At 41.1% G+C, this 13,783-nt stretch carries 7 protein-coding genes and 1 tRNA gene; 5 read left to right on the forward strand and 3 right to left on the reverse strand.

Annotated elements, in window-relative coordinates:
- Complete coding sequence (locus K3T81_RS08710) at window positions 1–2,022, reverse strand: prolyl oligopeptidase family serine peptidase (RefSeq protein ID WP_238019418.1); 2,022 nt, start codon at window positions 2,020–2,022, stop codon at window positions 1–3.
- A 175-nt stretch (window positions 2,023–2,197) separates the two neighbouring features.
- Window positions 2,198–2,270: transfer RNA gene (locus K3T81_RS08715), tRNA-Ala, on the reverse strand.
- Window positions 2,271–2,503: 233 nt separating this feature from the next.
- On the opposite strand from K3T81_RS08715, the gene K3T81_RS08720 reads away from it, so the two are divergent.
- The 5 genes from K3T81_RS08720 to K3T81_RS08740 all read left to right on the forward strand — a co-directional run bounded on the left by K3T81_RS08720 (window position 2,504) and on the right by K3T81_RS08740 (window position 11,276).
- Window positions 2,504–6,202 carry a 5'-nucleotidase C-terminal domain-containing protein gene (locus K3T81_RS08720; protein WP_238019420.1) on the forward strand — a complete coding sequence of 1,233 codons (3,699 nt, stop codon included), beginning with the start codon at window positions 2,504–2,506 and terminating at the stop codon, window positions 6,200–6,202.
- A 167-nt stretch (window positions 6,203–6,369) separates the two neighbouring features.
- A complete protein-coding gene (locus K3T81_RS08725) occupies window positions 6,370–7,863 on the forward strand; it encodes a peptide MFS transporter (RefSeq protein ID WP_238019423.1) in 1,494 nt (497 codons plus the stop codon).
- 311 nt (window positions 7,864–8,174) lie between these two features.
- On the forward strand, window positions 8,175–8,438 hold the full coding sequence (locus tag K3T81_RS08730; RefSeq protein ID WP_058949267.1) for a YhdT family protein: 264 nt from the start codon (window positions 8,175–8,177) through the stop codon (window positions 8,436–8,438).
- On the forward strand, window positions 8,435–9,862 hold the full coding sequence (panF, locus tag K3T81_RS08735; protein ID WP_238019425.1) for a sodium/pantothenate symporter: 1,428 nt from the start codon (window positions 8,435–8,437) through the stop codon (window positions 9,860–9,862). The genes K3T81_RS08730 and panF overlap by 4 nt, the downstream gene beginning before the upstream one ends.
- A 352-nt stretch (window positions 9,863–10,214) precedes the next feature.
- Window positions 10,215–11,276 carry a M42 family metallopeptidase gene (locus K3T81_RS08740; protein ID WP_238019427.1) on the forward strand — a complete coding sequence of 354 codons (1,062 nt, stop codon included), beginning with the start codon at window positions 10,215–10,217 and terminating at the stop codon, window positions 11,274–11,276.
- A 441-nt stretch (window positions 11,277–11,717) separates the two neighbouring features.
- Here K3T81_RS08740 and K3T81_RS08745 read toward each other — a convergent pair whose 3' ends face one another.
- Complete coding sequence (locus K3T81_RS08745) at window positions 11,718–13,715, reverse strand: acetoacetate--CoA ligase (protein ID WP_238019430.1); 1,998 nt, start codon at window positions 13,713–13,715, stop codon at window positions 11,718–11,720.
- Window positions 13,716–13,783 lie beyond the last annotated feature (68 nt).

The raw sequence follows: 13,783 nt of genomic DNA on the forward strand, positions 1-13,783 counted from the left end.
CTATTTTAGTTCTTTATCTAAAAATGCGTAGAAGTCGACCCATTCTTCAATAATTTTGGATGTTGGTTTTCCAAGTCCATGTCCGGCTTTGGATTCTAAACGTAGTACAATAGTAGAATCCTCATGCGCTTTTTCTTTTAATGTTGCAGCAAATTTTTTCGCATGGGCTGGAACAACCCTGTCATCACTTTCCGCTGTTGCGATCAACACTGGTGGATATGTTACTCCCACTTCCACGTTATGGAGTGGGGAATAAGCATAGAGAAATGGGAAGTGTTCAGCGTTGTCAGCACTACCATACTCTGGAATCCAGTAACGACCTATGGTGAACTTATGGTAACGTAGCATGTCAATTACGGGAACACGGCAAATTACTGCACCAAACAAATCTGGGCGTTGTACCATACACGCAGCAACAAGCAGGCCGCCATTTGATCCCCCCATAATCGATAGCTTTTCTTTACGGGTATAATTATTGGTAATTAGCCATTCTCCTGCCGCGATGAAGTCATCGAAGACATTTTGTTTGTTCTCTAGCATTCCAGCTTTATGCCATGCTTCCCCGTACTCTGTCCCGCCACGAAGGTTGGCAACAGCATAAACGCCACCTTTTTCTAGCCAGCGGAGAACAGCTGGGTTAAAGGACGGAGTCATGCTAACATTGAAGCCGCCATACCCATAAAGCAAAACGGGATTTTGACCATTGAGCTCCAGATCTTTACGATAGGTGAGAAACATAGGCACTTTCGTTCCGTCTTTAGATGGGTAAAAGACTTGAACTGTTTTAAATGGGTCTGTATCTACAGTCATTTCGGACTCTGCTATCACTTCTAATTCATTACTGCCCACATTGTATGAATAAATTGTCGTTGGGTTTAAGAAGGAAGTAAGACCAAAGTATATAATGCCTTCCTCTTTGTTTCGCGTAATATCAGTGAGTGAACCTAGTATCGGTAACTCAATTTCATGCTTGTACACCCCATCTCTACTGAAAAGATGAAGTTGATGATGAGCATCCTTCTGGACTGCGACTACTAGGGTTTCGTTTAACGCTACTACATATTCTAGAACGCCTTGCTGCTCGGGAATAACTTCTTTCCAGTTCTCTTTTTGAGGGGCATTTATATCAATGGCCACGACCCTTCCCATTGGTGCCAATTGGTTCGTTTGAAAATAGAATAGGCTTCCTTCGTTTGTGATATAGCTGTACTCGGCATCTTGCTGATCTAACAATTTAATAAAAGCATCCTCAGAATTAATTGGTTTAATATAGATTCTATTCTCTGTGGCAGTACCTTCGTTTACGTATAAACCAATATATTTCTTATCATCGCTAATAAATGCAGAAAACATTAGTTCCTTATCTTCTGGCTGTTCATGTACAAGTATGTCGTCTTGTTGTTTAGTCCCTAGCTTATGGAAATATACAGTGTTGAAATTACTCTCATCCTCTGGTTCTACTGACCCCGGCTCTGGGAATCGACTGTAGTAAAATCCACTATCATCAGGAGACCAGACAATGCTTGAGAACTTCACATGCTGAATGTGGTCTTGCAGATTTTCATTGTTTGCTACATCAATAGCACGTATTTCTTGCCAGTCACTTCCATGAGTTGAAGTAGCATAGCTTATATATTGCCCTGAGTAACTGATGGCATAATTGGTCATTGCCACTGTACCATCCTCGCTCAAGCCATTCGCATCAATAACGATGGATTCCTGTCCATTTTTCTCTTTATATAAAACAGCTTGATTTTGTAACCCTTCATTACGTTGATAAAAGAGGGTTCCTTTTACTTTTTTTGGCACAGAATGCTTTGTGTAGTGAAACAACGCCTCTAGTTTTTCTTTGTCAGTATGCTGACTAGTTGCTGTGGAGAAGTAATCTGCACACTCTTTTCCAAGTTGCTTGCTCCATTCAATCGAGTCAGTTGAATCAGGATCCTCTAACCAACGGTATGGGTCACTAACCTTAGTGCCATGAAAATCCTCAATGATGTTATCTTTTTTTACCTTTTTCATTTGTAGATCCCCCTCTTGTTCTTATCTAGCTACATTCGACAAAAAAGACGGGAATCCTCCCTACCGTAATTTATCTCCGTTCACCATTTGAAACATTACTTGTTATTTTCTACACGTGCCAAAGCATAGAAAAAAGGCCAGCAGAGTTTCGGCTGACCTTTTACCTTTTCTATTATGGAGCATAGCGGGCTCGAACCGCTGACCTCTTCGCTGCCAGCGAAGCGCTCTCCCAGCTGAGCTAATGCCCCGGACAAGTAAATATTATACTTTGTCCTAACTTATTTTTCAAGTATTAAAAATAAGTCATATCACAGGGGATATGTTTTGATTGGTTACATAGAACTGTTTTTCGTTATTTATAGTTCAATAGTTCTGAATTTACATAAACTTAACTAAAATGCGATAGATTATTACAAAGTGTTATGCCATATTAGAAATGTGTCAACTTATTGCATAATACTAAATTTACTGGAGGGTCTTCATGCAAAATCTGTTTAGGAAAAAGTCTTTCTCTGTTTTGCTCATCTTCACGTTAATTTTTACAAACTTTGTACCGATTATTAACGTTGCGGCAGCAGAGACAATCACAGATGATTTACTTATTTCAGAGTACGTAGAAGGTAGTTCTAATAATAAAGCTATTGAACTCTATAACGGTACAGGCGATGATGTTAATCTAGCGAACTATCAGCTTGCATTGTATAGTAATGGCAACGAAGAGGCTAACAGTACATTAGATTTAGAAGGAACGTTAGCAAATGGCGACGTTTATGTGATAGCACATAATAGTGCTGTAGCTGAAATTAGAGAAGTAGCAGATATCACTTCCTCTGTAACAGGCTTCAACGGGAATGATGCCATAGTACTTTCAAAAAGTGAGGAACAGATTGATATAGTTGGTGAAATTGGCAACGATGAAGAGTTCGGTGCGGATATGACGCTAGTACGTAATCAATCTATTACATCACCATCTACTATATTTAATATGGAGGAATGGGAAAGATATGAACAAGACACTTTCTCTTCATTAGGAAGCCACATTGGAGGTGGAGAAAGTCCTGAAGAGCCACCAACAGATCCAGAAGACCCGCCAACAGACCCTGAAGTTCCACAAACAGTTTCCGTTGCAGATGCTAGAGGATTAAGTGATGGAACGCGAGTGGAAGTAGAAGGAGTTATTACAGTAAATTCTAATTCAGTTAGTAATGGCAACCAGTTTACTACATACATTCAAGATGAAACAGGCGGAATCAACATATTTAAATACGAACAAGGCGATTTAGAAGAATTGGAAAAAGGAACAAGAGTTAAAGTAATTGGGGAATTAGATACTTATAACGGTTTAAAGGAAGTTTTACCAGATACAATTGATATCATTGCAGAAGGACAAGCAGTACCTAATGCACAGTCGCTTTCCATAAAAGAGCTTCAGGGTGATGCTGCAGAGGCTTTTGAAGGGGAACTTGTTGAAGTGAATGGTTATATCTCATCCATACCAGGTTCTCCAGCGGGTGGCGGGTACAATATTTCGTTTATAGACGAGGATTTGAATTCAACTACATTGCGCGTAATGGAGAATGCTCTAGATGTCTCGCAGATAGAAGAAGGCAAATGGTATGACGTTACTGCGATTGTGAGTCAATACAATAGCTACCAGCTTATCCCAACAGAACAAGATGATTTCGTATTAGCGGAGAACCAGCCTGAGCCTCCTTCTGCAGCTGGAGAGTATGAGGCAACAGTAGATTATGTTACGGATGGAGATACAATTCGTATTAATGAGACGGTTCTTGGTGGGGACAGAGTGCGATTTTTAAATATGGATACACCAGAAACATATGCCGCTCATAATAATGATCCAGATCGTAATGAAATTAATGAGAACCAAAAGAAACATGGGGATGCAGCAACAGCATTCATGAAGACATTAATTGAGCCTGGCGATACGGTTACAATTAAAGTCGGTGAAGAAGCAACAGATGATTACGGACGTTTGCTTGCAGAGGTTATCACAGAAGATGGTACGAATGTTAATCTTAAAATGGTGGAAGAAGGCTACGCATCTACTTACTTTATCCCACCATTTAATGAAGAAGCATACCCAATATACCAGAATGCGGTAAAAGAAGCGAAGGATGCAGGATTAGGTATTTGGAATCCAGAGGATCCATTACTTGAGCTTCCGTTTGCCTTCCGTGCTAATGATGACGAAAAGGGTTTTCTAAGATATGTAGGGAACTCAAATACAGATAAGTACGTCGTGCCAGAAAAGTGGGCTGATGTCCCTGTTGAATACCGTGTATTCTTCTCAAGTGAAGCAGAAGCGGAGTCCTATGGCTATACGCCTGCTGGAGAAGAAGAACCGAATGAAGATAATCTACACGTGCAATTGTTAAGCATGAATGACCTTCACGGAAAAATAGACCAGCAGTACGAGCTAGACCCAGATGGGGATGGCATATTTAATATGTATGGAAGAATGGATTACACTGCAGCAGCTATGAAAGAACGTGCGCAAGAAAATCCAAATACACTGTTAGTACATGCAGGAGATATGATTGGTGGAAGCTCACCTGTTTCTGGTTTGCTACAGGATGAACCAACCGTGGAAATTATGGAAGAAATGGGATTTGATGTAGGGACGGTTGGGAACCACGAATTTGACGAAGGTACAGACGAGCTACTTCGAATGGTAAATGGTGGAGAACATCCGGAAGGGCTCGGTACTGAAGGGTATGATGGGATGAATTTCCCAAACCTTTGTGCAAACTGTGTCTATAAGGACGGTGGAGAGACAGTACTGGACCCTTACTATATTGAAGAAGTAGATGGTGAGCAAATTGGTTTCATCGGTGTAAATACACAAGCATCGGCAGATATGGTAATGCCGGCTGGAATTCAGGATATTGAATTTACGGATGAAGCAACTGCAGTAGATAACGCGGTAGCAGATCTCCAGGCAGAAGGGGTAGAAGCAATTGTCGTATTAGCACATATTCCTGCAGATCAGGATGGTGATGGTGCCTCAGGTGAAGCGGCAGATCTGGCAAGGGAAGTAGATGACGCAGTTGATGTTATCTTTGCTGCACATAACCATCAAGTAGTAGATGGTGTTGTAGATGATAAACTAATTGTTCAAGCTTCCGAATATGGAAAGGCATTTGCAGATGTTGAGTTGGAGATTGATCGCTCGACAGGTGACATTGTCGAGAAAGAAGCAGAAGTTGTCTTTGTAAATCAGGATAACTATACTCCAGATCCAGCTGTAACGGCTATCTTAGACAAATATAGTGAGCAAATTGCACCGATCATGGGAGAAGTGATTGGTTATAATGCAACCGACCTTACAGGTGATTATACAAATGATGGGGACCATGGGTTAGGGAATTTAATCGCGGATGGGATGAATGCTGCAATGGAGAGTGATTTTGCCATGATGAATGGTGGAGGAATTCGTGATGATTTACTAGCAGGTGAAGTGACTTGGGGAGACTTATACAACATTCAGCCTTTTGGTAACACACTTATGACGTTAGAAATAAAGGGCGCTGATTTGGCTCCAATCATTCAAGCACAACTTTCGCCAGAATACGGTCCAGATTATAGTATTAGTGGTTTCCATTACACATGGGATCAAGAAACAAATAAAGTGGTTGATGTAACATACCCGGACGGTTCAGAAATTGACCCGGAGGAAACATTTACGCTTACAGTAAATAATTATATGGGTACATCATTGAGTGATAAGCACCGTCCGATTAGTGAGCTAGGACAAAGCCCAGTTATGGGGCCAACAGACCTAGATGCAACGGTTGATTTTGTTCGTAGTTTAGAAAGCACGAAAGAAAATCCATTTGAATATAAGGCAGAGGGCAGAATTTCTCTAGCCACAGATAATCCAGGTGAAGAAGATCCGAATGAGGATCCTCAAACACCAGGTGATGATGCGAATGATGACTCGAATGACAATCAAGAAAACGGTGATGGTACAAATACCCCAGGAAATGATTCAGGCAAGACGCCTCCTGGAAACGATAGTAGCAAGGGTGGAAGTCTTCTTCCTCAAACAGCAACAGATATTTACAATTACTTGATTGCTGGACTAGTTCTACTAGTAATGGGTGCGAGTTCTGGTTTAGTCGTTTATATTAGGAAAAGAAATTTGTTGAAAGAAAGCTAAAGCTAAAGCTAAAGATTACGATGACAACAACCGATAGAGGCTCTTGATTTTGAGAGTCTCTATTTTGGTATTTTTTGACGTTTGACGTATGACCACTAGAGGAGTAAGATAGTTTTTGTCTTAAACAATAATTATCAGTTTATTCTAAAATAGAGGAGAATTTCATCATGAAAAAACTTAGTAAGGAACAAATCGTCCAAAGTGTTCCTCAACGGGGATTTTTTGGACAACCTAAAGGGCTATTCACCCTTTTCTTTACAGAATTCTGGGAACGTTTCTCTTATTATGGGATGCGGGCACTGCTATTATTTTATATGTATACCGAAATTGCTGATGGAGGGCTGGGCATAGATGATGGCACAGCAAAATCTATTATGGCCATCTACGGTTCTCTTGTATACATGTCAGGGATTATTGGTGGATGGATTGCAGATAGGTTGCTTGGTACGCAACGTACTGTGTTTTATGGTGGTGTACTTATTATGGCAGGGCATATTGTACTTGCGCTTCCAGCTGGTACGACAGCCTTATTCATCTCCATGTTCCTTATCGTTATTGGTACGGGATTACTAAAACCAAATGTTTCGAATATTGTGGGAGATATGTACAGCCCGCAAGATGTACGCCGTGATTCTGGATTTAGTATCTTCTACATGGGTATTAACATGGGTGGACTTCTTGCACCGCTTATTGTCGGAACAATCGGTCAAGAATACAACTATCACCTAGGGTTCGGGTTAGCAGCAATCGGAATGCTAGTAGGTTTGATTGTTTACATGGCTACACGCAAGAAATATCTTGGACTTGCAGGAACTTATGTACCAAATCCATTAGGAGCAGGTGAAAAGAAAAAGGTATTTACCCGAATTGGTTTAAGTGCCGTGGTTATTGTGATTTTAGCGGCCATTACTATTCCAGCAGGTATCTTAACGATTAACCGGTTCACTTATCTTGTTAGTATTTTAGGTATTCTAATACCAACAGCCTACTTTATTGTGATGTACCGTAGTCCAAAAACAAATGCGGATGAAAAATCAAGAATCCTTGCTTACATTCCATTGTTTATTGCAGCGATCATGTTTTGGGCTATTCAAGAACAAGGTTCCATTATCCTTGCAGAGTATGCAGATAAACGAACAGAACTAAGTTTGTTTGGATTTGAATTGCAATCATCTTGGTTCCAGTCACTGAATCCGCTATTCATCGTGGTGCTTGCCCCGATTTTTGCAAATATATGGGTGAAAATGGGTGAAAGACAGCCAACGACTACCAAGAAATTTTCTTTTGGTTTATTGTTTGCAGGTCTATCTTTCCTTGTGATGATTTTCCCAGCAGCTATGAACGGAACAGACACATTAGTAAATCCTATTTGGCTAGTACTCAGCTTCTTGCTTGTTGTAATTGGGGAGCTATGTCTGTCACCTGTTGGCCTGTCAGCTACAACAAAACTAGCGCCTGAAGCATTTTCAGCACAAACAATGAGTCTTTGGTTCCTTTCCAACGCCTCAGCGCAAGCTATAAATGCACAGATTGTGAAATTGTATAAACCAGAGACAGAAATAGTCTATTTTGGTGTCATCGGTGGTGTTGCAATTCTTCTAGGACTGCTACTATTTATGGCATCTCCAAGAATTCAACGATTTATGAAAGGTGTTCGCTAATAAAGTGAAACTTCAATTAGTGGGGGTTTTCATTCTTCCCTCACTGATTGTTAGTTGAACGAATCGGGGTGTTAACGGCCGTTTACTCTCACTTAAACATCACGGTTTCACCTCATGTTTTGAAGTGGGAGCCTTACGGACGGTTACTCCGGGATTAAATAGAAAATGATGATCCAGCAGGTATTCACCTGCTGGGTTTTTTCCTGTTTACAACGGAGAGGGGAAACGATATAGTTTTGTTAGACTATAGAAATAAATAAAGGGAGGTCGTCTCATTATCCTTTCTATAACAAAAAGGGGTGAGTCTTACGATGAAAAAAGAACATGTTAAGATCGCGAACCGCGAAGCATGGATTGGGGTAGGATTAGTTATATTTAATTTCGTCTGGTGGTTTGCATTTGCTTATGGATTTGGAAGTAAGGACCCACAAGATTATACATACGTGTTAGGTTTGCCGGCATGGTTTTTTTATAGCTGTGTTTTAGGATTTATCGTCATGGCAATATTGGTGACGATTGTTGTGAAAAAGTTTTTTGTTGCTATTCCATTTGATGAGGAGATGGAAGAAAAATGAATTGGGAATCTCTAATACCTTTAATCCTCTTTTTGATAATCATTTTTTGTGTAGGAATATGGTCTGGCGGATACTTGAAAAAATCTACTAGTTTTGCACAGGATTATTTTCTCGGAGGCAGGAGTCTCGGTGGATTTGTACTCGCTATGACAATGACAGCTACTTACGGAAGTGCAAGTAGTTTCATTGGAGGGCCCGGGACTGCATACAACCAAGGTCTGGGGTGGGTTTTGTTAGCCATGTCGCAAGTGGCAACAGGTTATTTTGTACTAATGGTGCTCGGGAAGAAGTTTGCTATTGTTACACGTCGCTACAATGCTTTAACAATGGTAGATTTCCTAAAGGAGAGATACCGGTCAAAATGGGTTGTCATCCTATCTGCAGTCAGTATTATCGTTTTCCTATTCTCGGCAATGGCAGCACAGTGGATCGGTGGCGCTAGATTAATAGAATCACTTATTGGAATTGAATATACCACCGCATTGTTCATATTTGCTGTTTCTGTACTAATTTACGTTACAGTAGGGGGCTTTCGAGCTGTCGCCTTAACCGACGCAATTCAAGGTAGTGTCATGTTTGTCGGTACGTTAATATTGCTTGTAGCCGTAATAATTGCTGGGGGAGGTATTCCAGCAATTATTGCAGATTTAACAGCAGAGAACCCTAATCTGATCACTCCATTTGGGGCGGAAGGCACGCTTACACCGACTTATGTATCGTCCTTTTGGATACTAGTTGGGGTTGGAGTGGTTGCCTTGCCGCAAATTGCAATTAGAGCAATGTCCTATAAAAGCTCTCAATCTATGCACAGAGCTATCATTATAGGGACTATTGTGGTAGGTGTTATCATGTTGAACATGCATTTAATTGGTGTGTTCGCCCGACCTATTTTACCGGGGATTGAAGTGGGTGACCGTGTGATGCCTCTAATTGCGCTTGAAGTGATGCCAAATTGGCTAGCGGGGATCGTATTGGCTGCACCAATGGCAGCTATTATGTCGACAGTAGATTCCTTGCTATTGCTTGTTAGTTCAACAATAGTTAAGGATGTATATTTAAACTATGTGGAACCAAAAGCCTCCGATATGCGCGTTAAACGCCTAAGTATAGCAGTTACGGCGCTTCTTGGTGCCGTCGTATTCATCATGGCACTCAACCCACCTGATTTAATTATCTGGTTAAATTTATTTGCCTTTGGTGGATTAGAAGCAGCCTTTATATGGCCAATTGTTCTAGGATTATACTGGGAGAAGGGGAATAAGTATGGTGCATTAAGTTCAATGATAGCTGGTGTAGGATTATACATTTTATCCGATTCCTTCTTCCCACAGCCTTTTGGATTACATTCAGTGGTAATGCCAATTGTTGTATCCTTCTTTGTCTATATTGCTACAAGCCTTGCAACACAAAAGAAAGTCGTTTGATAAGAGGTCCTGTCATACCAAGTGGCAGGGCTTTTTTATTTTTTCTAGCTTCAGCTCCCAGAGACTAGCGGGACTTCCTTCACCTCCGTACAATAAGTCAACATCTGCTCTAAAGGGAAGGAGGGTCGACTAAAACCGACCTTGTCGGCCAACGTCGACATACCCCTGTTGCAGGGGCATGTTTCCTTGATCTCCTACGGCTCTGTCCAAAAGGTCTTCGGTGGGACGAGTAATCGCAGTCCCAGTCCGTACGTCTCTAAACGGACGCTTACGCTTTTATTCTTTCTAAACATGAAGTAAATCGTTATAATGTAAATAATTCGATTGTTTGGAAAATAAGGAGTGTGCAAAGTTGGAAAAATTGTTAAGAAGGTTAACAGAATTAAGTGGACCATGTGGCCACGAACAAAATGTAGCTTATTATATAAAGGATTATGTAAAAGGTAAAGCTGATCACGTCGAAATAGACGGGTTAGGAAATGTTATCGTTCGAAAAAATGGAACAAAGCTCGGACCTAAGGTGCTACTTACTGCACATATGGATGAGGTAGGATTTATTGTTAAGAAGATTGAAGAGAATGGATTTCTGCGCTTCGAAAAACTGGGTGGTCATGATGATCGTATCCTACTTGCGCAAGAAGTAAAAGTGTTGGGAAGAGATAATGAAATTGATGGGGTTATTGGAACTTTATCTGCTCATTTTGTGAAGTTTGAAGACCCGACAAAAGTAAGACGTCATGCGCAATTATACATAGACATTGGAGCACGTTCCAAGCAAGAAGCTATTGATATGGGCGTTGAGGTAGGTACACCTGTTACATATGCTCCTAACTTGAAAATGGTGGGACCAGAATCTCATAAACTGGTTCGTGGTAAATCATTGGATGATAGATCAGGTTGTGCGGTGCTGTTATCCATACTTAATGATCTACAGGACGAAGAATTTGCTGGGGAAGTGACATTTCTTTTTACTGTTCAAGAAGAGGTAGGATTGCGTGGAGCCCAGGCAGCAATCAATAAGCTGGAGGTGGATGCTGCCATTGCCATTGATACTACTGCTGTCAGTGATACACCTGAAGATATAATGGATCAAAGCTTAAAGTTAGGAGCAGGCACTGGGATTAAGGTAATGGATTTTAGTCTAATCGTGCAGCGTACCATGAAGGAAAAATTGCTTGAACTTGCAAAGAAACATGCTATCGCTTATCAATTAGAGGTTTTTCCTGGTATTGGAACAGATGGGGGCGCCATTGCGTTGGCGGATAAAGGAATTCCAACAGGGGTGCTTTCCATTCCGTCTAGGTATACACACTCGCCTGTGGAAGTTGTTAGCATGCAAGATCTTGAAGCTACAAAGGATCTAGCTAAAGCATTTCTTATGCAACTTGATGAAAACACTACCTTTGAATTCTAGATTGCTACCTTTTTTACTAGTAAAGAAAGTATAAAATTTTGTCTTCATAATGTTCGATGGCAGAAATGGCCACGTCCAGCTCCAGCACCCAGAAACTAGGCGACTTCACGAAATCGCCCTACGATAAAGAAGACTTGCCGATTGGTTTTAACCAGAGGCTTAGTCGCACTTATACCCGGAGGGTGAAAGTCATCATCGGTTGGGTAAATAGAGGTAGGTCGACTAAAAACGTCCTTGCCGGCCAACGCCGACATACCCCTTTTTGCAGGGGCATGATTCCTTTATCTCAGTTGATTCGTTCCACTCGCTACGTTTCTAAACGGGCGTTTGCGCTTTTGTTCAAAAAATAGCCGTTTGATCATGCGAATTTAATATAAATAAATTCGAGATCAGCCGGCTATTTTGCTTTCCATGGAAATTAATAGTGCAATTTATATTCTCTTATCTCTGTATATCTTCCATTTTACCTTGATCGGCAAATTCAATAAAGAAGTCCAATGCGGCTTGATTGCTTAAGGAACCTTTGTTTACTACTTGGTCCACAGGCTTGCCCATTAGAATCTTCTTAACCGGTATTTCTAGCTTTTTACCATTTAACGTTTTAGGTAAGTCCGGGACTTGATGGATGGCTGTAGGCGTATGTCTTGGTGAGCAATGTGTACGAATTTGCTTCTTAATCTTCTGCTCAATTGCTTCAGTCAACTCAACCCCATCCCTCATTACTACAAAAAGTGGAGTGGAAGAATCTCCGTTAGTTAATGGAATATCCACAATTAAGCTATCAGCAACCTCCTCAATTTGATCGACTGCACGGTATATTTCACTTGTCCCGATTCGAATGCCACCACGGTTAATGGTAGCATCAGATCTCCCATAAATAACACAGGTATGTCGATCTGTAATTTTCAAATAGTCTCCGTGACACCAAATGCCTGGAAAGACGTCAAAATAACTGTCTTTTAAGCGGCTGTCCTTTTCATCATTCCAGAAGAAAACAGGCATTGATGGAAATGGGGCAGTTAAAACCAATTCACCTACCTCATCAATGAGAGCCTCTCCCTGTTCATCAAAACTCTCTATTCGAGCACCAAGGCCCCGGCACTGCAACTCTCCTGCGTATACAGGAAGGATAGGCACACCTAATATAAAAGCAGTACATACATCGGTGCCACCACTTACAGAGGAAATCCAAAGGTCTTTTTTCACATTTTCATAGCACCATTGAAAACCCTCGGGAGGTAACGGGGTTCCTGTTGAACTAATATTTTTTAAATGCCTCAGGTCGTAATCCTTACCAGGCTGCATGCCTTCATTCATGCATGTGGTAATAAAGCTTGCGCTAGTTCCAAACACGGTGGTCTTTGTATCCTCAGCAAATTTCCATAAACTCTTTTTATCCGGGAATGTTGGACTTCCGTCATAAAGCACGATGGTAGAGCCGACAAGTAATCCGCCAATGAGAAAATTCCACATCATCCAGCCTGTTGTGGTATACCAAAAGAACCGATCGTCTTCTGATAAATCCATATGAAAGGTCATAGCTTTCAAGTGCTCTAGCAAAATGCCTCCCTGGCTTTGTACAATCGGCTTTGGTTTTCCTGTTGTGCCAGAGGAAAACAAGATCCATAATGGATCATTAAATTCTACTTGCTCAAAAGTAAAGGGAAGGGATTCATCAAGCGTAATGGCTTTTTTCCACGGTATGCTGTTTTTTAGCTTGGACATGTCAGCTGTCTTGTTAAGATAGGGAATCGTGATGGTTGTTTCAAGGGTTGGCAGGGCTCGCTGTAAATTCTCCACCACTTCTAAACGATTGAATTCTTTTCCGTTATACCTATAGCCATCTACGGTGATCATAACCTTAGGTTCAATCTGCTGAAATCGGTCCATTACACTTTCTGTCCCAAAGTCGGGGGAAGCACTTGACCAAATAGCACCAAGGCTTGAGGTGGCCAAAAATGCTACGACAGATTCATAGATATTGGGTACATAGGCGACGACGCGGTCTCCTTTTTTAATTCCAGAGCTTCTCAATGTTTGCTGAAAAGCTCTTGTATCACGTTCAAGCTCTCCCCAAGTGATGGACGCAGTGGAGCGGTTTTCTGAGGAGTGCAGAATGGCAACTGCATCATTCTTTCGTTCGTTAAAAATATGTTGCGCATAATTAATAGATGATCCTGTAAACCATTTAGCCCCTGGCATTTTATGAGAACTTAATACAGCTTGATATGGTGTGGAGGATTTTATCTGAAAATATGTCCAAAGACTCTCCCAGAAATCTTCTGTTTCGTCTACCGACCATTTCCAGAGAGCATGGTAGTCATGAAAATCCAATTCTTTATGTTTGCGAAGCCAGTTCATATAAGTCGTGACAGCTGCCTTTTCTTTCTGTTTATCCTGTGGCTCCCATAATAGGGTTCCTTCCTCAATTTCGCTCATTGTACCCCTCCCAAATATGTCTCTATTGACTTCATTATATGAAAACGTTTTCTAAGTGTAAAGAAACA

This window comes from Oceanobacillus jordanicus, from assembly GCF_022095695.1.
GTDB lineage: Bacteria > Bacillota > Bacilli > Bacillales > Amphibacillaceae > Oceanobacillus_B > Oceanobacillus_B jordanicus.